We start from the raw sequence: 24127 nt of genomic DNA, 5'->3' as shown, positions 1-24127 counted from the left end.
CTTACGTGTACGTGGAAGGATTGTGATGTGCCGGCGTCACAGTGCGATGCGCATCATATGGTGGAGCATCAGCATGGGGGTGAGACTGAGGTGGGGAATTTGGGGTGGTTGTGTCGGTATCACAATTCTCAGGCGGGTCGGCCGTCGCGTGGGCGGACGCAGCGTCGGGATGGGCGGATTGTGTGGGTCTCGCCGTCGGGTCGGGTCACACCGACTGGGGCGGATCACGCCGCGCGGGCGCTGTTTCGTACCCCGGACCCGCCGGATGACGGGTAGCGTGCCGTCGCTTTCGAGTCAGCGCCAGTGCCCCTGGCGCTCAGAGGCATGCGCTGGGGCGGCGGCGTCGTTAAGCGAGGCGGCCCAGGTTGCGCTTGCCCACGAGCAAGATTGCGAGGGAGAGGACAAGCGACGCCGCGCCGAACCAGTACGGGACGCCCGCGCCGAGCGCGGCGGCAAGCGGGCCGGAGACCGCGGGGGCGATGGCGCCGCCGAGGAAGCGCAGTCCGGAATACGTGGAGGAGGCGACGTTGCGGGGGAGGTGGGTGGCTTCCATGACGGCCTCGGTGAGCACGGTGTTGAAGACGCCGATGAAGATGCCAGCGATGATGACCAGGGTGACGACCGCCGTGAGGTGCAGCGCGGCGAAACCGAGGCAGGCGAGTAGGACGCCGAAGCCGCCGAGGATCAGGTTCAGCACGGGGAAGAGGCCGAGCCATTGCACGAGGCGGGGTGCGAGGAACACCGAGGAGATGGCGAGTGTGAGGCCCCAGCCGAAGAAGACGAATCCCAGCTCGATGGCGCCGAAGTCCTTGCCTGCGAGCGAGGCGGCCTCCTCGATTGGGTACGGGGAGTATGCCAGAAGCGTGAAGAAGCCGAAGTTGTAGAAGAACGCGACCAGTCCGAGCGTGAGCAGTGCCGGTTCCTTCAACGCGACGAAGCCTGCGCTGAATTCGACGGGGGCGGGATTGTTGGACTTGCGCTTGAGGAGCGTCGCGATTGCGAGAAAGCCGATGGCCATGAGGACGGCGGTGCCGTAGAAGGGGGCTCGCCAAGAGATCTCGCCGAGGAGACCACCGGCCAGCGGGCCGACGGCGAGGCCGATGCCCATCGCCGCTTCGTAGAGGATGATGGCTTGACCGGCGCTGCCTGCGGCGGCGCCCACGATCGCCGCGAGCGCGGTGGAGATGAACAGGGCGTTGCCCAAGCCCCAGCCGGCGCGGAACCCGATGATGGCGTCGACGGAGCCGGCGGCGCCGGACAAAAACGCGAAGACGACGATGAGTGCGAGGCCAATCAAGAGTGTGACCTTGACTCCGATTCGCGAGGAGATGAAGGCGCTGAAAAACATTGCGAGCGCCGTGATGAGCAGGTAGCTGGTGAACAGCAGCATCGTCTGCGTGGGGGACGCGTCGAGTTCGCGGCTGATGGCAGGCAGAATCGGATCGACCAAGCCGATGCCCATAAACGAGACCGTGCAGGCGAACGCGAGGGCCCACACAGCGATTGGTTGCTTCAGCATTGAATGCGGTTCGGCGTCTTCCAAACCAGCGTTGGACATGAAAACCTCCTTGTTTTTGGGCATGACAAATGTGGTGGGGTCGACTGGATTGCCGGCCTCAGTAAGTAGGGATGCAGATGTGCTAGCGCTTCTCGGAGAGTTCCTCGGTGATCTGCTGGAGCAGTTCGGAGGCGCGGTGAAGCACGGCGATGTCGTCGTCGCTCAGCGTGTCCAGCACAGGCAGAATCTGGGCGGCGGAGTCGTTGCGGTACTTCAGGAGGATGTCGCGGCCCTTGTCGGTGATCATGAGGTCCGCGGCGCGCGCGTCTTCGGGCGAGGGGTGGCGGGTGATGAAGCCGCCGTCGACAAGCTTCTTGATTGCCTGACTCATGGACGGTTGTGTGATACCCTCACGACGTGCGAGTTCTCCGACGCGAAGTCCGGGCTCGCGATTGAGTGCGGACATCGCGCGCAGCGAGACGTACGAGAGTTGCACCGGGGTTGCTTGATATGCGGTCCGTGCGAAGCGGCTGCTGGCCCACACGAGGCTGTTGGCGAGCTGTGTTTGTTCGTCAATCTGCATAGCGTAAATATATACTATGCCTATGTAAGTTGCAATCCGGGGCCCACGCCAGGGTGATCTACCCCTGCGGAGGCCTACAACGCTTTACCCAAAGCGCACCCCCGACCAGACATCAAGGCTCATGACTACCGCCTGCGAACCGACAAAGTCGCCAAAAACGGCAAAACAACACTGCGATGGGGCGGCCAACTCAGACGCCTCTACATCGGACGCCGATGGGCCGGAGAACCCATCACCATCATGTGCGTAGACAACACCGCAGACATCAAAATCACGGCCACGGGGCAACACATAGCCCACTACACATTGACACCGGACAAGATCTACTACAACCAAAAAGACAACGAACTCAACCCCAACCCGGGCAACAAAAATTAAAGAAGCCCCGAGACATAACCGGAACGATGTCTCGAGACTTCACAGCGTGCCCCAGGTGAGACTCGAACTCACACTGGACGGGTTTTGAATCCGTTGCCTCTGCCAATTGGGCTACTGGGGCTCGCGGAAAAGTGTAGCGGATGCGCGCAAGGATCTGGAAATTGCGTGGCGTGGGCGGTCGCTAGACTGGTGCACCGTGACTGATCAAAAACGTCTCCTGCTCATCGACGGCCACTCCATGGCCTTCCGCGCCTTCTACGCCCTGCCTGCGGAGAACTTCTCCACCACGGGCGGGCAGCACACGAACGCGGTGTACGGCTTCCTCTCCATGTTCGCCAACATCCTCGCCGACGAGGCTCCGACGCACGTTGCAGTCGCCTTTGACGTCGGCCGCAAAACGTTCCGCACGGAGCGCTTCCCGGAGTACAAGGCGCAGCGCGAGTCGGCGCCGCCGGAGTTCAAGGGCCAGGTGCCGATTATCGAGGATGTGCTGCACACGCTCGGCATCGTCACGCTGTCCAAGGAGAACTTCGAGGCTGACGACATTGTCGCAACGCTGGTCACCCAGGCGCGCGGCGACTACGAAATCGTCATCGTCACCGGTGACCGCGACTATTTGCAGCTTGTCGACGCCCACACCACCGTCCTCTACCCAACCCGGGGCGTCTCCACGCTCACCCGCTTCACCCCGGAAGAGGTGGAGAAGAAGTACGGCCTCACGCCTGAGCAGTACCCGGACTACGCGGCGCTGCGTGGCGACCCGTCGGACAACCTGCCGAGCGTGCCGAAGGTGGGCGAGAAGACGGCGACGAAGTGGATCGTGAAGTATGGCTCGCTGGCGGAGCTCATCGCCCACGCCGACGAGATCAAGGGCGTGGCCGGGAACAACTTCCGCGAACGCATCGAGCAGGTGCAGCTCAACCGCGAGCTCACCCAGATGGTCACGGACGTCGAGCTGCCGGTCGGACCGGACGAGCTGGCGCTGAAAACGGCGGACGTGGGAGAGGTCTCCACGGCTTTCGACGACCTGGAGTTCGGCGCCAACCTGCGGGAGCGTGTGCTCAAGGCCGTGCCGACCGAGGGCGATGCGGCCGAGCAACAGGCGCCGGTGGAGCTCGCGGACGTCGAGATTGCGGACGAGCCGCTGGACTCCTGGCTCGAGGCCCGCCGCGGGGAGGGGCTCGCCGTGTACCTGGCTGGTTCCGCGGTGCCGGCGGGTGGTGATGTGACGGGGCTGGGGATCGTCGATAAGCAAAGGCACGGCATCCAGCGAGACACTGCCGAGCTTTCCCCGGCCGAGGACGCGGCGCTCAAAGCCTGGCTGGAGTCGGAGGACCCGAAGTACCTCCACGACGCGAAGGGCGCGTACCACATGCTGCGCGGGCGCGAGATCGAGCTGCGCGGGATCGCGCACGACACGGCGATCGCGGCCTACCTGCTGCGGCCCGGCCAGCGCACGTACGGCCTCGAGGATGTCTACCAGCGCCACCTGCAGCGCCAGCTCACCGTGGGCGGGGACCAGTTGAGTCTGCTCGAGGACACCTCGCTTATCGACGCCGCCGCGGCCGTCCTCGAGCTCGCCGAGGAACTCACCACGCAGCTGCGCGACATCGCGGAGTACGAGCTCTACGCGGACCTGGAACTCCCGCTGGTGCCAATCCTCGCCGAGATGGAGCACACCGGCATCGCCGTAGACCGCGACGTGCTCGAGGCGCAGCGTAAGGACTTCGCCGACAAGGTCACCCAGGTGGAGGAGAAGGCGCGCGAGCTTGTCGACGAGCCCGAGCTCAACCTGTCCAGCCCGAAGCAGCTCTCCGTGGTGCTCTTTGACAAGCTCGAGCTGCCGAAGACGAAGAAGACGAAGACGGGGTACTCGACGGCGGCGTCGGAAATCGAGGCGCTGGCGGAGAAGCACCCGCACGAGTTCCTTGACTACCTGCTGCTGCACCGCGAGTACCAAAAAATGAAGTCCACCATCGAGGGCCTCATCAAGGCGGTCGGCGACGACGGCCGGATCCACACGACGTTCAAGCAGACGGTGGCGTCGACAGGCAGGCTCAGCTCCGCGGACCCGAACCTGCAAAACATCCCGGTGCGGACAGACGCGGGCCGCAAAATCCGCTCCGCCTTCAGGGTCGGCGAGGGCTACGAATGCCTGCTGACGGCCGACTACTCGCAGATTGAGATGCGCGTGATGGCGCACCTGTCGCGCGACGAGGGCCTCATCGAGGCGTACAAGGCGGGGGAGGACCTCCACAACTTCGTGGGCTCGCGCGTCTTCGACGTGCCGATCGACCAGGTCACGCCCGAGTTGCGCCGTCGCGTGAAGGCGATGAGCTACGGCCTGGTGTACGGGCTGTCGGCCTACGGGCTGTCGAACCAGCTGGGCATCTCAGCGGGCGAAGCGAAGCAGATCATGGAGAGCTACTTCGAGCGCTTCGGCGGTGTGAAGCGCTACCTGGATGAGGTGGTCGAGCAGGCGCGGCGCGACGGCTACACCTCAACCCTGTTCGGCCGCCGCCGCTACCTGCCTGAGCTGAACAGTGATAACCGGGTCGCGCGCGAGAACGCGGAGCGCGCGGCGCTCAACGCGCCGATCCAAGGGACGGCTGCGGACATCATTAAGGTTGCGATGGTCCGCGTCGACAAGGCGCTCGCGGGCTACCAGTCGCGAGTGCTGCTCCAGGTGCACGACGAACTTGTCGTCGAGGTTGCTGCGGGTGAGCTCGACGAGGTGCGCGGGATCGTCGAGCGAGAAATGGATAGGGCGATCTCGCTGCTGGTGCCGCTCGAGGTTTCCGCCGGCACGGGCACGAACTGGAACGAGGCGGCGCACTAAACGCACGGAAAATCGCGGAAACACACGGAAAATCGCGGGGTGAGCCGTCTCCGTGCAGTTCACCCCGCGCCTTTCGCGCTCAGCTGCGGGCAGAGCCGCCGCTGAGGGACGAGGAGGCGGGCACCAGGGCCGTTAATCTCGTGCCCGCCTCTCGCGCAGCATTCCGGGGAATGCTGCATCCCCCTTCCCCCCGATCGCGTGGCGAACCCCCTCCACCACGCTGTGCTTCCCTTTTCACTTAAACCCCCTGTGAGCGGGGAAGGGTTTTCGATGTTTTTCCCGCCTCAGTGGTCTTCCCTTACCAGAGGGGCGAGCTTCGAAAACCAAGAGCGAGTTTAACATGTTGTGAGCGAATTGCCGGGTTCGCCTTACGTGAAACTCAGGTATGAAGAAGCATTTATATTTTATGACGAGTCTCACGATGTGGAAATATCTTGACCTGCAGGTTGGCTGTGTATAGGTCGATTTTCTCGGAAAAGCGGTAAATGGTCATCTCACTTCAAGGAGCGGTCCAATTGCCCCTATATGGGGGTGTTGGGTTCGGGGAGAAGCTGAGAGTGTGGGAAGTGAAGCTTAGACCGCCTGGGTAGCGAAGATGGCTGTGCCCGGGAAGAGCGCGCCGCGCTCCGGTGACCACTGCCCCCAGGTTTTTGTGAGGGTGGGCGGCCAGGTTGGCTCGGTGACGTCGACAAGCGGCAGTCCCGCTGTACGGAGGGCGCGGACCCAGTCGCCGAACGTGCGGTGGTATTCCGCGTAGGTCAATCGGCCCTCGGCGTCGCGCTCCTCGTAAGCGCGGTCGAAGTAGCTGATCTCGGCGGTGGTGGAGACGGGGTCGTCGGGGAAGACCCAGCGCATGGGGTGCGTGACGCTGAAGACGAAGCGTGCGCCGGGGCGCAGGACGCGGCGGATCTCGGAGAGGGCCACGTCGAGGTCGGCGACGAACGGCAGCGCACCGAAGGCGGAGAATGCGACGTCGAAGGCGGCGTCGCGGTACGGGAGGGCGAGCACGTCCGCTTGTGCGAGGGGGAGTCCGGTGGGCGCGCGGCGCAACATGCCCGCAGAAATGTCGAATCCGGTGACAAAACCGGTGCCTTGCTCGGGGCGAGCAAGCCACGCGCTGCACGGGGCGGAGCCGCACCCGATTTCCAGCACGTTGCGCCCGGCGAGGTCGCCGAGGAGGCGTGCCTCCGACTCGTGGAGCATCTCCGGGCACCAGTAGAAACTTGACAGGTACGCCGCGTGATCGGCGTGGTAGCGTGCCGCGTCATCGTCCCAGAATTGGCGGTTTGCCGCGGAGGGGGTGACGGTGGCGTCGATAAGCGAATGATCGGAATTGTGCATGACGGATATTATTTGCTTAAGCAGGTAAAACGGACTACCCTTGCAGGGGCGCATCGACGTATCGGGGCGACACCGGCCGTAATAGGAGGGCCTGGGTCGATCCTCGCGCGAGATCTTTCCCACGTCAAGCCCCCCATTGGAAGGTGAACTGGGTGGAGAGATGCGCCCCTGTCCAATTTCGATCTCCTATTCATTTCGGAGCACATATACTTATGCGCACTACTAACGCACCCCAGGTTGCTATCAATGACATCGGTGGCCCTGAGGAATTTCTCGCTGCAGTCGACGCCACCATCAAGTACTTCAACGACGGTGACATCGTCAGCGGCAAGGTTGTCAAGGTTGACCACGACGAGGTCCTCCTTGACATCGGCTACAAGACCGAGGGCGTCATCCCGACGCGCGAGCTGTCCATCAAGCACGACGTCGACCCGGACGAGGTTGTCGAGGTCGGCGACGAGATCGACGCGCTTGTCCTGACCAAGGAGGACAAGGAAGGTCGCCTGATTCTGTCCAAGAAGCGCGCTCAGTACGAGCGTGCCTGGGGCACCATCGAGGAGCTGCAGAACAACGACCAGCCGGTTACCGGTACGGTCATCGAGGTTGTCAAGGGCGGCCTCATCCTGGACATCGGCCTGCGCGGCTTCCTGCCGGCATCGCTGGTTGAGATGCGTCGCGTCCGCGACCTGGAGCCGTACATCGGCCAGGAGCTCGAGGCGAAGATCATCGAGCTGGACAAGCACCGCAACAACGTCGTGCTGTCCCGCCGCGCCTACCTGGAGGAGACCCAGTCCGCGGTCCGCTCCGACTTCCTGCACCAGCTGCAGAAGGGCCAGGTCCGCAAGGGCGTCGTGTCCTCCATCGTCAACTTCGGCGCCTTCGTCGATCTCGGCGGCGTCGACGGCCTGGTCCACGTGTCCGAGCTGTCCTGGAAGCACATCGACCACCCGTCCGAGGTTGTCACCGTGGGCGACGAGGTCACCGTCGAGGTGCTCGACGTGGACCTGGACCGCGAGCGCGTGTCCCTGTCGCTGAAGGCAACCCAGGAGGATCCGTGGCGCGTGTTCGCACGCACCCACGCCGTGGGCCAGATCGTCCCGGGCAAGGTCACCAAGCTCGTCCCGTTCGGTGCGTTCGTTCGCGTCGACGAGGGTATCGAGGGCCTCGTCCACATCTCCGAGCTGGCTCAGCGCCACGTCGAGGTGCCGGACCAGGTTGTCAACGTGGGCGAAGAGGTCATGGTCAAGGTCATCGACATCGACCTGGACCGTCGCCGCATCTCCCTGTCCCTCAAGCAGGCTGACGAGGACTTCACCGAGGAATTCGATCCGTCCCGCTACGGCATGGCCGACTCCTACGACGAGCAGGGCAACTACATCTTCCCGGAGGGCTTCGACCCGGAGACCAACGAATGGATGGAAGGCTACGACGAGGCTCGCCAGGAGTGGGAGGCACGCTACGCCGAGGCAGAGCGTCGCCACCAGGCGCACGCCGGCCAGGTGGAGCGTCACCGCGCCGCAGCCGCAGAGGCCGCCGACCAGGCAGCAGACCAGGCAAACTACTCTTCCGACTCCAACGCTGCAGCTCCGGCAGCGGAGCCGGCAGAGTCGTCCATGGGCTCCCTGGCTTCGGATGAGCAGCTCGCCGCACTGCGCGACAAGCTCACCGGCAACTAAATCCTCCATGTGAGGTCGCACGGCGGCCCGCACCCAGTCGCTTATCGACGGGGCGCGGGCCGCTTTGCTCTATCATCGGTGCCCATGTACATGATCGGATTGACCGGCGGCATCGGCAGCGGCAAGTCCACGGTCGCGGCGCTTATGCGCCAGCGTGGCTTTCCCGTCGTTGACGCCGACCAGGTGGCCCGCGACAACATGGAACCCGGCTCGCCCGTCCTCGCCGCAGTGGCGGAGGAGTTCGGCGCCGACCTGTTGGGACCGGACGGCGCGCTGGACCGGGCGGAACTGGCCCGCCGCGCATTCGCCTCGGAGGAGGCGACACAACGACTCAACGCCATCACCCACCCAGCGATCCGCGCGGAATCCGCCCGCAGGTTCGCCGCGCTGGAGGCCGCTGGGGAGCGGGCAGCGGTATACGACATGCCGCTGCTCGTGGAGCTCGGCATGGACCAGGACATGGACATGACCGTCGTGGTCGACGTGAATCCGGAGGAACGCGTGCGGCGCCTGGTGGCGCACCGCGGGCTGGACGAGGCCGACGCGCGCAACCGCATCGCGCGGCAAATCCCGGACGTCGAGCGCCGCGCAGCGGCAGACGTGGTGCTGGATAATAACGGCACGGAGGACAAACTTGCACAGCAGGTAGACACGTTGGCAAACCGGATTACCAACATATTGCTTGACGTTTAAGTATTGTTCGCTTTACGGAAAGCAACCTGCAACCAGCCGGTCTTAAGCTCACTGGCCATGGGAACGTGGAACTATGGGCCGTTTGATAATGACCACGCGCGCGACGCCGTGCGTCAGCTTGCCAATGGCACGTTCCGCATGGATAAGTTCCGCTTCGCCTGCCGCGAGCTGCCCCTTGATTCGGGCCAGGCCGAGGTCGTCGTCGCCCTCGTTGCCGTGATGAACGGCAACCTGCCCTCCGAAGAGTTCCACGAGGCTCTGGCGTTTGAATTTTCGTTCCGCGACCGACGCTGGCTGGAGCACCAGGTCCGTGAGCTGATGTCCTCGCCCGACTCCGACTTGTACGAGCAATGGCTCGACGCCGGCGAGCTCGAGCAGTGGCTGGCGGCGACGCGCCGCGCCACGGGGTTTACGGGTTTCGCCGGCGCCTAGCCGGCGAGCGGCCCCGCTAGAGGTCCGCGCAGAACTCCCAGAGCAGCTCGGCCGCGCGCGCGAGGTTACGCAGGAACTTCTCGGGCCGTTCCGCGGTGTCCGCGTTGAAGGACACGCAGTACTCGGTGGCCTTCGGCAGCGGCGTGTAGGCCACGCCGAAGCCCTCGGGCAGCGTCGGCGCGAAGGCGTACCGCACGATCTGGTCCGCGCCGCCGATCGAGGTGGTTGAGAGGAAGTCCTGGCGCGCCGCGATGGTGGTCTCGTCGGTGAAGAACTCCGCCGGGGGCAACCGTTCGTCGAGGCGCTCGAGCATCTGAATGTGGCGGTCAAACCCGTTACCGGACTTGCAACGCTTCACCCACGCGCGGTGGGCGTCGACAGCGGCCACGAGCTGCTCCTGGGTGGCATCGCCGTCCACCAGGTGGCGGGCGAAGGCGACGGCCTCGGGGGTCGCCGCGCGTAGGCACTCGGTGCGGCCGGCGCGGAACTCGCGCATGTCAACGGCCTCGTACACCGCACGCACGCGGCCGTAGGTGAGCTGCTGCGCGATGGACAGGATGAGCTGTGCGCTCGCGTCGCGGCTGAACTTGAACGGTAGGTCGTCCGGTTGGTTGATGTCTACGGCGACGATCTCGGCGGTGTACGGTTGCGCGTCGTCGCCGGTGATGTTGGTGTACGAGCGCACCTCGCGCGCAATGTCCGAGATGTTGCTGTCTAACTCCCAGCGCAGCTCCTGCGGGGCACGCGCGGTCATCGACGCGGACTCGGTGACGTCGACGTCGTGCATCCGCGTAAGCGCCGTGACCAGTGTCGCCCCGTCCTGGCAGCTGTGCTCGACGTGGACTGCGGTCCACGGGCTGTCCACCCCGAACTGGTAGCTCAGCGGCTTGTAGGTCCAAGCGCCGCGCGGGCGGAACGTTAGGTCCGCCAGGAGCGCGGCGTCGCTGCGGCCCGCGGTCTCCACGAGGTCCACGGTGAACAACAGGTCGCGGAGGCGCGTGTAGGTTGCGGGGTTCTGCGTGAAGAGGCCCGAGAGGGCGTCGCCAAGCGGGCCGGACCCGATCAGCGACGCAGCGTTGAAGTCTGCGTTGAAGTCGGCGGCCTCATCGGTGGACAGCAGCTCGTCGAACGCCGCGGAGAGTTGGTCAAGCGGCGCGACGTTGCCGGCAGAGTCGCTGATTGGCAGGGCGAAGAGGCGACCGCGCACGAACACGCCGATTTCCCGATCCGCGACGTCGCGATCGCATACAGTGACGTCGTCCACGTCGACGTTCGGGTGGCGGACGCCGCCGTTGTAGACAAACCACTGGTTCATGGTGATGCGGTTGCCGCGCGCGTCTACGTCTTCGGGAACCTGCTGCGCCGCGGCCTGCAGGTGCACAGTGGCGATGCGTTGCACGGCGCTGGCAACCCGGCTCGTACCTGTGCCGTCCCCGAAGGGCGCGAGCTGGAACCCAACGTTCGTGCTCAGCTGCAGTGGCTCCCGGTTTTCCAGGTACCCCTCGTACCACTCGTCGTGCAGCCAGTTCGTGCCTTCCTTCTCGCGGGCGGCGGCACGGTCGCGCAGGGTGGCGTCGAGAAGCGGCCCATCGCCCTGCGCGAAACCCTCGATGACGCGAGTGGCTTGGGCGAGATCCTCCTCGCTGAGTACCGCGGAGAGCGCGGTGCGGTATGCCCCGAGTGTCTGCCCGAGCGGCGGCAGGGGCAGTGGCTTGAGGTCGACGGTGGCGGGGTGGACGGGCAAGGAGTGCACGGTGGCTCGCTTCCTAGGCTGGGGTCAGATCATCCACCAGCCTAGCGGGCCGCTACAGCGAGGGGACGTCCGCGAGCAGGTGCTTGGTGTAGTCGTGCTGCGGGTTCTCCAGGACCTCGTCGACGGTGCCGGCATCCACGATCACGCCCTTGTTCAGCACCGCGATCCGCGTGGCTACGTGGCGGGCAAGCGCGATGTTGTGGGTGACAAAGAGCATGGACAGGCCCCGCTCGCGGCGCAGCTTGGCCAGCAGGCGCAGGATGGAGGCCTGCACGGAAACGTCGAGCGCGGAGGTCACCTCGTCGCACACGAGCACGGAGGGGGCGTTGACCAGGGCGCGGCCGATCGCCGCGCGCTGGCGCTCACCGCCGGAGAGGTCGCCGGGCCGGCGGTCGTAGAAGCTGGGGTCGAGCTGCACGGCCTCGAGTACCTCGTACACCACGTCGCGCTGCTCGCGCTTGGGCAGGCGCTTCGACAGCTGCATCGGCACGCTCAGCGACTCGCCGATCGTGCGCCGCGGGTTCAGCGAGGAGAACGGGGACTGGAAGATGTACTGCACCGCCTGGCGCTGGTCCAGCGTGCGCTTGCGGCTACCGTGCGCGAGTTCCTCGCCCCCGAGCGCGACCGTGCCGGTGTACCCGGGATTCAGCCCCGCGATGGAGCGCGCGAGGGTGGTTTTGCCCGACCCGGACTCGCCGAGCAGCAGGATCGAGTCGCCCTCGTTGAGCTCGAGGTCGATGCCGTGGAGCACCTTGTTGTCGCCGTAGGACATCTCCAGGTTGCGGACCTGCAGGAGCGGGGCCGGGCCTTTGCTTATCGACGCCCTAGCGCCACCTTTGTCCGCGCCGCCCGCCTCGCGCCCGGCGAGGTTCTTTTTCCCCGCGAGGTCCGGGATGGAGGCGAGCAGCCGCTGGGTGTAGCGGTGCTGCGGGGAGTACAGGACCGATTGGACGGGGCCTTCCTCCACGATGTCGCCGCGGAGCATGACGATGACGCGGTCGACCAGCTCCGCGACGACGGCGAGGTCGTGCGTGATGTAGAGCGAGGCGACGGCGTGGCGGACGGTCATCTCGCGGATCGTTTCCAACACGTGCGCCTGGGTCGAGACGTCGAGGCCGGTGGTGGGCTCGTCGAGGACGAGCACGTCGGGGTGCATCGCGAACGCCATCGCGATGCCGACGCGCTGCTGCTGGCCGCCGGAGAGCTGGTGGGGCCAGCGCGCGAGGTACGCGTCGTCGTCCGGCAGGTCGACGTCCCGCATGACTTCGCGGACGCGCGCGGCGGCGTCCCCGTCGTAGTTGTGCTGGTCCAGCACCTCGGAGATCTGCTCGCCGATCCGCATGGTGGGGTTGAGGCTCAGCGCGGGGTCCTGGGGCACGTAGGCGACGCGGGCGCCGCGCAGCTGGCGCAAGTCGTCCTCGCCGAGGCCGAGGACGTCGACGGTGTCGCCGTTGCGGGTGTGGAGGGTGACGGTGCCGTCGGTAAGCGAAAGCCCCTCGCGGCAGTGACCGAGCGCGGCGAGACCCGCCGTGGTCTTGCCGGAGCCGGACTCGCCGACCAGGCCGACGATCTCGCCGCGGTGCAGGTCGAAGTCGATGCCGTGCAGGATTTCGGTGCCGTCGTTGGCGCGGATGCGCAGGTCGCGGACGCTCAGTACGGTGCCGGCGGCGTCGGTGGGGGTGGTGATCGCGGTGGTCATCGTTGGGCCTCCTCGGACTCGGTGGCGGTAGGTGCGTCGTGGCGGATGGGCTCGTTCTTCGGCTTCCGCGCGGCGTCGAGCTGCTCGGGCGTGGGGCGCGCGGGCATGGCGGTGGACGCGGTAGCGCGCGCGGTGGCGTCGGCAAGCATGTTGGTGCCGATGGTGAGCAGCGCGATGGCCGCGACCGGTAAGATGACGCCCCAGGGCTGGAGCGAGAGTGCGATGCGGTTCTCGTTGATCATCAAGCCCCAGTCCGCGGCGGGCGGCTGGATGCCTAGACCGAGGAAGGACAGCGAGGCGATGGAGCCGATGGAGTAGGTGAGTCGCAGGCCGGCTTCGACGGCGAGGGGGCCGGTGATGTTGGGCAGGATCTCGCGGAGCAGGATGCGCCAGTGAGGCATGGAGTACATCTGGGCGGCGCGGATGTAGTCCTCGTTGGTCACCGACATGGTGGACGCGCGGGCGACGCGGGCGATGCGCGGCGCGTGGGTGAGCCCGATCACCAGCACGAGGACTGTGGCGGAGGGGCCGAAGATGACGATCGCCAGCATGGCGAAGATGAGCTGCGGGAAGGCGAGCACGACGTCGTTGATACGCATGAGGACCGCGTCGACCCAACCGCCCGCGTAGCCGGCGACCATGCCGATGAGCGTGCCGACGAGCATGCCGAGCGCAGTGGCCAAAAACGCGGTGACTAGCAGGACCAAGCCGCCGGCGATGAAGCGGGAGAAGACCGAACGGCCGAGGTTGTCGGTGCCGAATGCGCCCTCGTTGGTGAACGGCAGCCCGAGGAACTCGGTGGTGGAGTAGCCGGTGAGCTGCTCCGCGAAGAGGTAGCCGATGACGGTGCATACGACGATGAGGGAGGTGAGGACGAGCCCGACCTTGCCCTCGGGGATTGCCCAGATGCGGGCGAGCACCGGCGCGGGCTTGGACGCGGATTCCTTGAGCGTCTCGAACTCGTCAGCGGGCTCGTTGCCTGCGGTGCTGTGGGCACCGGTGGTATTCGGTGTGGTCATTGCTAGCTCCTCAGTTTCGGGTTGGCCGTAATGCTGACGATGTCCGCGATGAGGTTCACCACGACGTAGACGGCGGCGATCAGGAGGGACACGGCTTGCACGACTTGGACGTCGCGGTAATTCACGGCGTCAATGAGCGCGACGCCCAAGCCGGGGTAGCGGAACAGGTACTCTACGACGACGATGCCGCCGGCGAGCCACGCAAGCTGGATGGCCACCACCTGCGCGATCGGCCCGACCGCGTGTGGCAGCGCGTGGCGGAAGATGACGCGCCGCTCGGGCACGCCCTTCAGACGCGCCATCTCGACGTAGCCGGAGTCCAGCGTTTCCACCATCGTCGCGCGGGTCATGCGCGCGATGTACGGGCTGACCACCAGCGCGAGCGTGATCGTGGGCAGGATGAGCTGGGACGGGAACTCCCAGACGTGGCTGCCGGGCGGGGACATCGTGACCGCCGGGAGCACCTTGAACACGGAGGTGGCAAACAGCGTGATCAGCGCGATACCGATGACAAACTCCGGCATGGCGGCGAGGATCAGCGTCACCCACGTGATCGCCTGGTCGCGCCTGGTGCCGCGCCACCAGGCGGCGTAGATGCCAACCAGGATGCCAACTGGGATGGCCACGACGGCCGCGAGCACCATGAGCACGAGCGAGTTGGCCAGCGGCTCGCCGAGCAAGTCCGTGACCGGGCCGCCGGTGGACGTCGAGGTCCCCAGGTCCCCGGTGAAGATGCCACCGAGCCACATGAAGTAGCGCTGCAGCGGGGGCTTGTCCAGGTTCATCTCGGCCTCCAGCGCGGCGATGCGCTCGGGCGTGGCTTGCTGCCCGAGGATCGCCGTGGCTGGGGAGCCCGGCAGCAGCAGCGTGGCGCAGAAGATGATGATGGACACGGCGATGAGGATGAAGATGCTCACCGCGAGTCGGCGCAGAATGAATTTGCCCATGATGTTATGCCTCCGCGAGCCAGATTTTGTGGAACATTGCTTGCGACAGCGGCACACCGCTCGGGTGCGGCGTGAGCCCGACCACGTAGTTGTGGTACGCGTCGACCTGGTTGGCAAAGCCCCAGATGATGTAGCCGCCTTCGTCGTAAAGCTCTTGCTGCAGTTCTCGGATGCGTGCCTCGCGCTCGGGCTTATCGACGATCGCGCGCGCCTCATGCACCCGCTGAGTGAAGTCTTCGCGCACCCAATGCGTCTCGTTGAACGGGGAGTCCGCCGTGGCGCACTGGTTGACCTGCTGAAGGAAGTTGCGCGTGTACCAGAACGACTGCGCGAGCGGGTATTCCAGGTAGTTTCCGGACGCGTAGAACGTGGAGGAATCCACCTGTTGGATGTTGACGGTGATGCCTGCCTCGCGTGCCTGCTCGGCGAAGACCTGGGCGGTGCGCACGGCGCCAGACTGAATCTCGGAGGTAACCAGGTCCACCTCGATGCCGTCCGGGTAACCGGCCTCCGCGAGCAGCTCCTTCGCCTTCTGCACGTCCTGTTCTCGCTGCGGGAAGTCGCGGGGGTAGGCCTCGTCGTAGAGCGCGAACATGTCGTTGCCCAGCTGGCCCTGGCCGGAGTAGACCTGGTCGACCATCTGCTGCCGGTTCACCGCGAGGCGCATCGCCTGACGCACGCGGACGTCGTCGAACGGAGCGACGTCGACGCGCATGGTCAGCGGCAGCCACATGCCGGTTTCAGAGATGAGCGTGCTCAGGCGCGGATCTTCATCGATGACGCGGGCGAGCGCGTGGTTGAGGCTGCCGATCGCATCCACCTGGGAAGACAGCAGTGCGTTGAGCATGGCGTCCTCCTCCTGGAAGTCGATGATGCGCACCGCGTCCAGGTGCGCGGGGCCGGCCCAGTAGTTGTCGTTGCGCACGAGTGTGGTGGACTGGCCCGCCGTAAAGTCCTCGAGCGTGAACGGGCCGGCGCCGATTGGGTGTTCCGGGTCGTAGTCCTCGGGGACGATGCCCATCTGATACTCCGCGAGCGAATCGACCAACGCGGCGTCCGCGACCGCGAGCCGAATGAGCAGCCGCCGGTTGTCCAGCACCTCCATGCTGTCGATGTGGGAGATCGAGGCCGCGCCGGACTTCGGGTCCTGCGGGTCGCGGATGCGGTCGTAGGAGAACATGACGTCCTCGGGCCGGACGGGGCGGCCGTCGGAGAACTGCGCGCCCTCGCGCAGCGTGATCGTCCATTCGGTGGCGTCCGCGTTTGGCTCGATCGCCTCGGCGAGGCGGTACTCCAGGTTGTAGTCGTCGTCGCGGCGCGCCAGCGCGTCGTACAAATTGATCACGCGCGCGGCGTCGCTCGTACTGGTGGGCACGTGCGCGTCCACGGTATCCGTGGACGAGCCGCCGACGAGTCCGATGCGCAGCGTGCCGCCCTGCTTGGGCGGGCCGGAGGTATCAATGTCGTCGACGGGTGCGGTGGAACAGGATGCGAGCGCGAGCGTCGCGCCTCCCATCACCGTGGCCTGCAGCAGCTGCCTGCGGCTCAATTGCAACATGTCGTTCACACCTTGCTTTCGTGTGCTTGGGAATCTCGGGCGGGGGCAACGTCTGGGGGCGAGCCTGCTGGCTCGCGGACTGCGCCGCCGCTATCGCTGTGCGTGATCCAGCCGCGGATGCTGCCGGTGACGACCGCGTGGACGTCGGCCGGGCTGAGGTCGCCCGCGAGCATGCGGATCCCCAGGCCGTCGATGAGCGCGGTCAGCGCCGTGACCATGGTCTGGGGGTCCCCGGCCCGGAAGGTGCCGTTGTCCATGCCCTCTTGCACGACAGGCAGGAGTTCCCGCTGCCAGCGCGAGTACGCGATCTCGGTGGCGTCGTGCGCATCGGTGAAAATGGCGGAGGAGGACCAGAACTGCGCCCAGGTTGCCCACTCGCGATGCGCCTCCGGGGAGCCGTCGAGTTGGACGGCGAAGAGCGCGTTGAGCCGGTCGACCGGGTCTGCGACCGTGTGCGCTGACGCCCGGCGCGCAATGCCCTGCAGCGAACAGGCATCCAAGGTAGCCAGGAAGATCTCGTTCTTGGTGGGGAAGTAGTAGTGCACGGCGGAGGCGGACATGCCCGCGGCGGCGGCGATGTCGGCCACGGTCACTGGCTGGTACCCGTGCGCCGCAAACAGCGGCCACGCGGCGCTGACGATGGCGTGCCGGCGGCTTGATCGCGCCTGGTCGCGCCGTGCCTGGTCGCGCCGTGCGTCGTGCTGGCGCGGCGCGTGCTGCTCACCGCGGACGGCGAGCTCCCGGACGGGGACGCCGGTGAGGTCGGCCAGCAGGGCCAGTTCCGTTGCAGTGAAGCGCCGCACCCCGGAGAGGGACTTTGAGAGTTTGCTCGCGTCAATACCCAAGTGCTGAGCGACGTCGCGCTGTCGCAAGCCGGAGGCGGCGATGGCGGCACGCGCCGCGTCATATGGGTGGGCTGGAGTCATAACAATGACCGTATAAATAGCTGGAAGGAGTCGCAACTCCCTGACGCAGAGTCAGGGAATCGCTCGCAATTACGTCCTATCCGGGGGCAACGCGTCGTGCACCTGGCGGAACACTTCGTCGCCGTGGAGGTAGATGCCGTCGTGCTGGTACGTCGGGTGCGTGGTGACGGACAGGTTGGGAATCTGCGCCGCTTGGGCGCTGGCGTAGTCAAAGGGGACGAAAAGGTCGTCCTCGTAGAGCAGGACGGCGGCGGGTGTGTCGTTCGCGCGCAGCGCGTCGGCGTCCACGCTGGGCCGCTGGCCGGTGCGCTGCGCAATATCCTCCACCGCCTCGCGGAACGGGCGGAGCGCAGGGTCCTGGTCGAAGTGGAACGGGAAGAAGGCGTTGCCCAGCAGGTAGAAGGGAGCGTTGCTCCGCGGGTCCGCGTGGACCGAAAACCCTTCGGCATCCTCGTACGTCCGGGCGCCGGGCCAGTTGGTGGGACGCGGGGTCAGGCCGGCGAAAATCTGGTCGTGGACCACGGCCCATAGGGGGTTGGGCGCCAGGCTGAGCATCGCGCCCACCGCGGCGAGGAAGTCGGTGCGCAGCCGCTTGTGCGCGCCGTGGTGGAACGGTGCTTCGAGCAACATGGCCAGCGTGTCCGCACCAGTTTCCTCGCCGAGCCGGACGCCCACGAAGCGGAAGCGCTCCGGGGTGAGCCGCTCGCCGGTGGGCAGAAGCTCCTCGGTGTCCTCCAGGTGGGCGCACACCTCACGGACACGCTCTTCGGCCCACGGCACCGCGGCGTAGAAGCGCTCGACGCGTTGGGCCATGAGCGCCACCGACTGGCGGTTGAACTCCTCCGGCGTGGTCCCGAACGGCGGGACCACGCCAGTCATCATCGCGCGCCCAATGCCCTCCGGAAAGTAGGAGAGGTAGGCGCCGACACAGATCCCGCCAAATGAGTTGCCCAGGATGTCCCAGGTGTCAAAGCCCAGGTGGCGGCGCAGGTCCTCGGCGTCGGCGGCGATGTCGGGTGGGCGGAGGCGGGAGAGATGCGCGGCGTCGAGAAGCGTGCACTGCGTCGCATCGATCCTGGTGGAACGGCCGGTGCCTCGCTCGTCGATGAGGAAGACGCGGTAGTGCTTGAGTGCCTCGGGGATCCACCCCATGAGCATGCGCGGGCCGGGGTTGCCGGGGCCGCCCTGGAAGTAGGCGAGGGGCGGCGCGTCGGGGTCGGTGTACAGCTCGCGCGCGAAGAGCTCGAGGGTGCCTAGCGACGCGTCAGCGCGGTCCCAGGGGACGCGGATGACGTGCTCGCGGATCTGGAAACCGTGGGGGATCAACGTAGAAAGCATGTGCCCCATTCTGGCACGGCGGCAGCGGAGCAGTTGGGGAGCGGCGAGTATGCTGACAGCCATGGCTTTCGCTGCAGAACACCCAGTCCTTGCGCACTCCGAGTTCCGCCCCGTCGGCGAGATTGAGCGGCGCGAAAAGCCGTTTGAGGTGGTTTCCGAGTTCGAACCGTCCGGCGACCAGCCCGCCGCGATCGCGGAGCTGGATGAGCGGCTGCGCCGCGGCGAGGAGGACGTCGTGCTCATGGGTGCGACTGGTACGGGTAAGTCCGCGACGGCGGCGTGGCTGATTGAGCAGCAGCAGCGGCCAACGCTGGTGATGGCGCCGAACAAAACGCTGGCCGCGCAGCTGGCAAACGAGCTGCGGCAGCTACTGCCCAACAACGCCGTCGAGTATTTCGTCTCCTACTACGACTACTACCAGCCGGAGGCGTACATCGCGCAGACCGATACCTACATTGAGAAGGACTCGTCCATCAATGATGACGTGGAGCGCTTGCGCCACTCCGCAACCTCCGCGCTGCTGAGCCGCCGCGACGTGGTCGTCGTCTCCTCCGTGTCCTGCATCTACGGCCTGGGCACCCCGCAGTCCTACCTGGACCGCTCGATCGTGCTGCGCGTGGACGAGGAGGTCGAGCGCGACCGGTTCCTGCGTCTGCTCGTGGACGTCCAATACGAGCGCAACGACATCGACTTCAAGCGCGGCACCTTCCGCGTCAAGGGCGACACCGTCGACATCATCCCCGCCTACGAGGAGGTCGCCGTGCGCGTCGAGTTCTTCGGCGACGAGGTCGACTCGCTCTACTACATCCACCCGCTCACGGGCGACGTACTCAGCCAGGAGGACGAGGTGCGCATCTTCCCGGCCACCCACTACGTGGCCACCGAGGAACGCATGGAAAAGGCGATCCAGGCGATCAAGGAGGAGCTCGCCGACCGGCTCGAGGAACTGGAGAGCAAGGGCAAGCTCCTCGAGGCGCAGCGCCTGCGGATGCGCACCGAGTACGACCTGGAGATGATCCAGCAGGTGGGGTTCTGCTCCGGTATTGAGAACTACTCGCGGCACATGGACGGCCGCGGCCCCGGCTCCGCGCCGGCCACGCTCATTGACTACTTCCCGGAGGACTTCCTCACCATCATTGATGAGTCCCACGTGACCGTGCCACAGATCGGCGGCATGTTTGAGGGCGACATGTCGCGTAAGCGAAACCTCGTGGAGTTCGGGTTCCGCCTGCCCAGTGCCGTCGATAATCGGCCCCTGACCTTCGACGAGTTCGAGGCGCGCGTGGGGCAGACCGTGTACATGTCGGCGACCCCCGGCGACTACGAGCTCGAGGCTGCGCAGGGCGAGTACGTCGAGCAGGTGATCCGCCCGACCGGGCTGGTGGACCCGAAGGTGACCGTCAAGCCGACGAAGGGGCAGATCGACGACCTCATCGACGAGGTGCGCCAGCGCGTGGACAAACAGGAGCGCGTGCTCGTGACCACGCTGACCAAGCGCATGGCCGAGGACCTCACCGACTACTTGCTCGACCACGGCATCAAGGTGCGCTACCTGCACTCCGACATTGATACGCTGCAGCGCGTCGAGTTGCTGCGCCAGCTCCGGCTTGGCGAGTTCGACGTGCTCGTGGGCATCAACCTCCTGCGCGAGGGCCTCGACCTGCCCGAGGTCTCGCTCGTGGCCATCCTGGACGCGGACAAGGAGGGCTTCCTGCGCTCCACGAAGTCGCTCATTCAGACCATCGGCCGCGCGGCCCGCAACGTCTCCGGCGAGGTCATCATGTACGCCGACACAATCACCGAATCCATGCAGGAGGCGATCGATGAGACCGAGCGCCGCCGCGAGAAGCAGCTGGCCTACAACAAGGAGCACGGCATCGACCCGCAGCCGCTGCGCAAGAAGATCGCCGACATCCTCGACCAGGTCTACGAGAACGGCGATGCCGAGGAGCAGGCGAGCCTGAGCTCGGATGCAGCGGTGGCAGAGAAGCCGGACGTGACCACCATGGCCTCCGACGAGGTGCAGAAGCTTATCGACGACCTCACGAAGCAGATGGGCGACGCCGCCCGCGAGCTGAAGTTTGAGCTCGCCGGCCGACTCCGCGATGAGATTGCAGATCTGCGCAAGGAACTCCGTGGTATGAAAGACACAGGAAACTAGAACGAGAAAGGGCGCAATACCCATCATGCACACTTACACATCCATCGCCGTGGGCACCGACGGTTCGCCGACCTCCCTGGTGGCCGTCCGCGCCGCAGCCAGCCTGGCCCGCGTGTACGACGCCCAGCTTACCGTGATCTGCGCGCACTACACCGCGTCCGGTTCCATGCTGAACTCCACGAACGCCGAGCTGAGCAAGATCGACATCGTGACCGAGACCGGTGCCCAGGAGATCCTGACCCGCGCCCGCACTATCGCGGAGGAGGAGCAGGCCCCGAAGGTCAACGTCGTGTCCAAGGCCGGGCAGCCGGCGAACGTGCTGCTTGAGTCCGTCTCGGAGTACGAGGTCGACCTGCTCGTGGTGGGCAATAAGGGCATGCGCTCGCTGGCTGGCCGGGTATTTGGCAACATCCCCGGGAGCGTGGCAAAGAAGGCTCCGGTGGACGTTATGCTGGTAGATACCAGGGCCGAGGGGCATAACTAACCTCCCCGGAGCACCCGGAGTACCATGTCCACAGATTCCCAAACTCGATGAAAGGTCACCCAGACACTATGGCTGAGTACTACAACACCATCGTCGTCGGCTCCGACGGCTCCAAGTCCTCCCTCCTCGCTGTTGAGCGCGCGGCACGGATGGCAGCGGCCTTCGGGGCAACGCTGGTCATCGGCACGGCGTACTACCGCACCCAAGAGGACGCCTCCAAGGCCTTGCGCCAGGACTCGGTGACGATTCTGGGCGACGAGCAGGCGCTGAAGAACCTCGAGGAGGCCGCTGAGCACGCTCGCTCCTTCGGCGTCGAGGATGTGCAGACCGCGACCCGCCCGGGCACCCCGGTCGAGGCGCTCATGGCGATCGTGAACGACAACAAGGCTGAGCTGCTGGTCGTGGGCAACCGCGGCATCAACTCGCTGACCGGCCGCCTGCTGGGCTCCGTGCCGGCTGACGTTGCCCGTCAGTCCGACTGCGACGTGATGATCGTCCACACCGTCAAGTAACGGTGACCCCGCCGCGCTGCGCGGCGGGGCGCTGACGGTGGCGCTTAGCCGATCACCGTCAGGCTTTGAGTCGCTCGCGTAGCGGCAACGTAGAGGTCTTGCCACCCCTGTGGCGAGGCCTCTACTACTTTGTCCGGATCGACCACGATGACGTGGTCAAACTCCAACCCCTTCATCTGCGCCACGTTGGCGGCATCGATGACGGCAACGGTGCGCTGCTCCTGCGCATCCCCCTGGTGCAGCTCCACGCGCACCCACTCCGGGTCGGTCCCGGCAGGCAGGCGGCGCACCGGAACACCGGTCTCGCGGATGGCTACCGACGCCTGCGCCTCCGGGTCGATCTGCGCCAGGACGTCGCGCGCGTACTCCATGATTTCCGCGGGGGTGCGGTAGTTTACCGTGAGCTCGTGGGTGACAAACCGCTCGCCGACGAACGGCGCGAGTGACGCGGCCCAGTCGTCCGTGCCGGCGGGCGCCGACGTCTGCGCGAGGTCGCCCACCAGCGTCATCCACCTCGACGGGCACCGGCGGAACACCATCCGCCACTCCATGGGGGAGAGCTCCTGCGCTTCGTCGACGATCACGTGGCCGTAGGCCCAGGTGTGATCCGCCCGCGCGCGCTGCGCGGTGGAGCGAATGTCGGTGACGCGCTGGCGGCTTGCCAAGGTTTCCGCGTCGATGACGTCGGCAGCGGAAAGGATTTCCGCCTCGAACTGGTCGTCGTCGTTGTCCGTGGACTCGGAGGACGCGAGCACGTCAAGGGCGTCGGCGGCCTCCTCGACCTGCTGGCGCCACTGCGCGTTCTCCTTCGCGCGCTGTTCCTCGGGCGCGACGACGCCGATGAGGACGGACAGCTCGTCGATAAGCGCGGTGTCCGACGCGAAGAACCCCGAACCCGGCGCGCGGTAGAGCGCGTCTTGGGTGTAGGCGTCGTAGTCCCCGGCGACCTCTGCGATGCGCGCGCGGTCCGTGAGCGTGACGTCGAGGACCTCTGCGGGGTCGAGCTCCGGGAAGTACTCGTCCACCAGGGCGATTACCTGCGGGTCGTCGGCGAGGTCGTCGTGCAGCTGGTCCACGTCTGCGGCGGAGAGGAGGTTGCGGCCGCCGAGCGGGTCCGCGCCGATCTTCTCCGCCAGGGCCTCCGCGAGCGACTGCGTGAGGTGCTCGGCGAAGTACTCGCGGGCCTGGTTGTGCGGCTTGCGCGAACGCCGGGCGCGGGTGCGTGCCGCCCTTACCATCGCCGGGGTGGCCTCGATGTCGACGGAGTCGATCTTCAAGGTGACGGGGCGCTCGGGCACCGTCTCAAAGGCCTGCACGGCACGCTTGAGCACCGTGACCATCTCCTCCGAGCCCTTGACCTCGCGCGCAGCCAGCGGCTCCGCGTCACGCGCCGGCGTGAACCCGGGGACGAGGTCCTCGATGGTGGACAGGACGACGCCGGTTTCGCCCAACTCGGGCAGGACGCGGGAGATGTACTCCAGAAACGTCGGGTTCGGGCCGATGATGAGCACGCCGGTGCGCGAAAGCTGCTCGCGCCAGGTGTACAGCAGGTAAGCCACGCGGTGCAGCGCCACCGCGGTCTTGCCGGTGCCGGGGCCGCCCTGGACGACCATGACGCCGCGAGTGGCGTCACGGATGATCTCGTCCTGCTCGCGCTGGATCGTTTCCACGATGGACTGCATGTGGCCGGTGCGTGCGGTGTTCATGGCGCGGCGCAGCGCGGCCTCGGAGCCGACGTTGCCGCCGTCGGTCGCTGACTCCGCGGCGCCAGGCTGGTCGGCATCGGTGCTGTCTCCAGACAGGACCTCGTCATCCACCGCCGTCACCTTGCGGCCGCGCATGCGGATGTTGCGGCGCTGTTCAACGCCCTCGGGGTGCGCCGTGGTAGCCAGGTAAAACGGCCGCGCCAGTGGCGCGCGCCAGTCCAGCAGGAGGGTGCGGTAGTTGTCCGCGCGATCGTCCATCCCCATGCGACCGATGTAACGCCGCTCGAGCCCAGGACGCCCCGGGACCGGATTCTCCACGTCCGTGTCGGCGACGTCGATGCGGCCGAAGACCAGGCCCACCTCGGCGATGTTGAGTGCATCGAGTTTGGCGTTGAGCCCGTGGTACTCCGTTTCGCGGCGCACGAGTGCGTCCGAGTCCGGGTTGTCCGGGTCTACGTCGCGCTGCACCGCGGCCAGCTTCTCCTGGGCTGCGGTGACTTCCGCATCCAGGTGCCGGAAGAGCTCATCAACGTAAGCCTGCTCGGATGCGATGTGTTGGGGATTTCTCACCCGCGTGTACCTCC

Annotated in this window: 18 protein-coding genes, 1 tRNA gene and 1 pseudogene; 8 read left to right on the top strand and 12 right to left on the bottom strand. The window is 66.2% G+C overall.

Annotation, left to right across the window (positions count from 1 at the left end):
• Positions 1 to 346: 346 nt before the first annotated feature.
• Positions 347 to 1558: an MFS transporter gene (locus EAW56_RS09230; RefSeq protein WP_095554687.1), complete on the bottom strand. Its 1212-nt coding sequence runs from the start codon at positions 1556 to 1558 to the stop codon at positions 347 to 349.
• An 82-nt stretch (positions 1559 to 1640) separates the two neighbouring features.
• Entirely contained in the window at positions 1641 to 2081 is a 441-nt protein-coding gene (locus EAW56_RS09225) for a MarR family winged helix-turn-helix transcriptional regulator (protein WP_095536473.1), read from the bottom strand.
• 60 nt (positions 2082 to 2141) lie between these two features.
• On the opposite strand from EAW56_RS09225, the pseudogene EAW56_RS09220 reads away from it, so the two are divergent.
• A pseudogene (locus EAW56_RS09220) lies at positions 2142 to 2459 on the top strand (IS481 family transposase); the annotation flags it as partial.
• A gap of 47 nt (positions 2460 to 2506) precedes the next feature.
• Here EAW56_RS09220 and EAW56_RS09215 read toward each other — a convergent pair.
• Positions 2507 to 2580: transfer RNA gene (locus EAW56_RS09215), tRNA-Leu, on the bottom strand.
• A gap of 75 nt (positions 2581 to 2655) precedes the next feature.
• On the opposite strand from EAW56_RS09215, the gene polA reads away from it, so the two are divergent.
• On the top strand, positions 2656 to 5298 hold the full coding sequence (gene polA, locus EAW56_RS09210; protein WP_122086240.1) for a DNA polymerase I: 2643 nt from the start codon (positions 2656 to 2658) through the stop codon (positions 5296 to 5298).
• Between the two features lie 573 nt (positions 5299 to 5871).
• On the opposite strand, the gene EAW56_RS09205 is transcribed toward polA, so the two are convergent.
• Positions 5872 to 6639 (bottom strand): class I SAM-dependent methyltransferase, encoded by a 768-nt coding sequence (locus EAW56_RS09205; RefSeq protein ID WP_122086239.1) that lies wholly within the window; start codon positions 6637 to 6639, stop codon positions 5872 to 5874.
• Between the two features lie 212 nt (positions 6640 to 6851).
• On the opposite strand from EAW56_RS09205, the gene rpsA reads away from it, so the two are divergent.
• The 3 genes from rpsA to EAW56_RS09190 all read left to right on the top strand — a co-directional run bounded on the left by rpsA (position 6852) and on the right by EAW56_RS09190 (position 9440).
• On the top strand, positions 6852 to 8315 hold the full coding sequence (gene rpsA / locus EAW56_RS09200; protein ID WP_095278821.1) for a 30S ribosomal protein S1: 1464 nt from the start codon (positions 6852 to 6854) through the stop codon (positions 8313 to 8315).
• Between the two features lie 84 nt (positions 8316 to 8399).
• Positions 8400 to 9008 (top strand): dephospho-CoA kinase, encoded by a 609-nt coding sequence (coaE, locus tag EAW56_RS09195; protein WP_095554360.1) that lies wholly within the window; start codon positions 8400 to 8402, stop codon positions 9006 to 9008.
• A gap of 57 nt (positions 9009 to 9065) precedes the next feature.
• Complete coding sequence (locus tag EAW56_RS09190; RefSeq protein ID WP_095278823.1) at positions 9066 to 9440, top strand: DUF4259 domain-containing protein; 375 nt, start codon at positions 9066 to 9068, stop codon at positions 9438 to 9440.
• Between the two features lie 16 nt (positions 9441 to 9456).
• Here EAW56_RS09190 and EAW56_RS09185 read toward each other — a convergent pair whose 3' ends face one another.
• From EAW56_RS09185 to EAW56_RS09155, 7 genes are all read right to left on the bottom strand, one after another.
• Positions 9457 to 11193 carry a choline/carnitine O-acyltransferase gene (locus tag EAW56_RS09185; RefSeq protein WP_122086237.1) on the bottom strand — a complete coding sequence of 579 codons (1737 nt, stop codon included), beginning with the start codon at positions 11191 to 11193 and terminating at the stop codon, positions 9457 to 9459.
• A gap of 52 nt (positions 11194 to 11245) precedes the next feature.
• Positions 11246 to 12892: an ABC transporter ATP-binding protein gene (locus tag EAW56_RS09180; RefSeq protein ID WP_122086236.1), complete on the bottom strand. Its 1647-nt coding sequence runs from the start codon at positions 12890 to 12892 to the stop codon at positions 11246 to 11248.
• Positions 12889 to 13911: an ABC transporter permease gene (locus tag EAW56_RS09175; RefSeq protein ID WP_095278826.1), complete on the bottom strand. Its 1023-nt coding sequence runs from the start codon at positions 13909 to 13911 to the stop codon at positions 12889 to 12891. Before EAW56_RS09175 ends, EAW56_RS09180 begins: the two co-directional genes overlap by 4 nt.
• Before the next feature lie 2 nt (positions 13912 to 13913).
• Positions 13914 to 14858, bottom strand: coding sequence for an ABC transporter permease (locus EAW56_RS09170; RefSeq protein ID WP_095278827.1), 945 nt, complete (start codon positions 14856 to 14858; stop codon positions 13914 to 13916).
• A gap of 4 nt (positions 14859 to 14862) precedes the next feature.
• A complete protein-coding gene (locus EAW56_RS09165; RefSeq protein WP_095278857.1) occupies positions 14863 to 16416 on the bottom strand; it encodes an ABC transporter substrate-binding protein in 1554 nt (517 codons plus the stop codon).
• A gap of 5 nt (positions 16417 to 16421) precedes the next feature.
• On the bottom strand, positions 16422 to 17342 hold the full coding sequence (locus EAW56_RS09160) for a TetR family transcriptional regulator C-terminal domain-containing protein (protein ID WP_095548330.1): 921 nt from the start codon (positions 17340 to 17342) through the stop codon (positions 16422 to 16424).
• Positions 17343 to 17411: 69 nt separating this feature from the next.
• A complete protein-coding gene (locus EAW56_RS09155) occupies positions 17412 to 18680 on the bottom strand; it encodes an alpha/beta fold hydrolase (protein WP_165765716.1) in 1269 nt (422 codons plus the stop codon).
• A 61-nt stretch (positions 18681 to 18741) separates the two neighbouring features.
• On the opposite strand from EAW56_RS09155, the gene uvrB reads away from it, so the two are divergent.
• From uvrB to EAW56_RS09140, 3 genes are all read left to right on the top strand, one after another.
• Complete coding sequence (uvrB, locus tag EAW56_RS09150) at positions 18742 to 20841, top strand: excinuclease ABC subunit UvrB (protein WP_095278830.1); 2100 nt, start codon at positions 18742 to 18744, stop codon at positions 20839 to 20841.
• 25 nt (positions 20842 to 20866) lie between these two features.
• Positions 20867 to 21325, top strand: coding sequence for a universal stress protein (locus EAW56_RS09145; RefSeq protein WP_095548332.1), 459 nt, complete (start codon positions 20867 to 20869; stop codon positions 21323 to 21325).
• A gap of 68 nt (positions 21326 to 21393) precedes the next feature.
• Positions 21394 to 21837 carry a universal stress protein gene (locus tag EAW56_RS09140; protein ID WP_095278832.1) on the top strand — a complete coding sequence of 148 codons (444 nt, stop codon included), beginning with the start codon at positions 21394 to 21396 and terminating at the stop codon, positions 21835 to 21837.
• 44 nt (positions 21838 to 21881) lie between these two features.
• Here the strand turns inward: EAW56_RS09140 and EAW56_RS09135 are convergent, their stop codons facing one another.
• Positions 21882 to 24113, bottom strand: a complete 2232-nt coding sequence (locus EAW56_RS09135; RefSeq protein WP_244213396.1) for a HelD family protein — start codon at positions 24111 to 24113, stop codon at positions 21882 to 21884.
• Positions 24114 to 24127 lie beyond the last annotated feature (14 nt).

This window comes from Corynebacterium gottingense (assembly GCF_003693265.1).
Classification (GTDB): domain Bacteria; phylum Actinomycetota; class Actinomycetes; order Mycobacteriales; family Mycobacteriaceae; genus Corynebacterium; species Corynebacterium gottingense.
This window is presented reverse-complemented; position numbering and strand designations above follow the sequence as displayed.

Bases quoted from the DNA above. Each gene is read 5' to 3' on its own strand.
- coaE (WP_095554360.1), top strand. From the start codon at position 8,400: ATGTACATGATCGGATTGACCGGCGGCATCGGCAGCGGCAAGTCCACG.
- EAW56_RS09205 (WP_122086239.1), bottom strand. From the start codon at position 6,639: ATGCACAATTCCGATCATTCGCTTATCGACGCCACCGTCACCCCCTCC.
- EAW56_RS09140 (WP_095278832.1), top strand. From the start codon at position 21,394: ATGGCTGAGTACTACAACACCATCGTCGTCGGCTCCGACGGCTCCAAG.
- EAW56_RS09155 (WP_165765716.1), bottom strand. From the start codon at position 18,680: ATGCTTTCTACGTTGATCCCCCACGGTTTCCAGATCCGCGAGCACGTC.
- EAW56_RS09180 (WP_122086236.1), bottom strand. From the start codon at position 12,892: ATGACCACCGCGATCACCACCCCCACCGACGCCGCCGGCACCGTACTG.
- rpsA (WP_095278821.1), top strand. From the start codon at position 6,852: ATGCGCACTACTAACGCACCCCAGGTTGCTATCAATGACATCGGTGGC.
- EAW56_RS09175 (WP_095278826.1), bottom strand. From the start codon at position 13,911: ATGACCACACCGAATACCACCGGTGCCCACAGCACCGCAGGCAACGAG.
- EAW56_RS09160 (WP_095548330.1), bottom strand. From the start codon at position 17,342: ATGACTCCAGCCCACCCATATGACGCGGCGCGTGCCGCCATCGCCGCC.
- EAW56_RS09230 (WP_095554687.1), bottom strand. From the start codon at position 1,558: ATGTCCAACGCTGGTTTGGAAGACGCCGAACCGCATTCAATGCTGAAG.
- uvrB (WP_095278830.1), top strand. From the start codon at position 18,742: ATGGCTTTCGCTGCAGAACACCCAGTCCTTGCGCACTCCGAGTTCCGC.
- EAW56_RS09225 (WP_095536473.1), bottom strand. From the start codon at position 2,081: ATGCAGATTGACGAACAAACACAGCTCGCCAACAGCCTCGTGTGGGCC.
- EAW56_RS09170 (WP_095278827.1), bottom strand. From the start codon at position 14,858: ATGGGCAAATTCATTCTGCGCCGACTCGCGGTGAGCATCTTCATCCTC.
- EAW56_RS09145 (WP_095548332.1), top strand. From the start codon at position 20,867: ATGCACACTTACACATCCATCGCCGTGGGCACCGACGGTTCGCCGACC.
- EAW56_RS09190 (WP_095278823.1), top strand. From the start codon at position 9,066: ATGGGAACGTGGAACTATGGGCCGTTTGATAATGACCACGCGCGCGAC.
- EAW56_RS09165 (WP_095278857.1), bottom strand. From the start codon at position 16,416: ATGTTGCAATTGAGCCGCAGGCAGCTGCTGCAGGCCACGGTGATGGGA.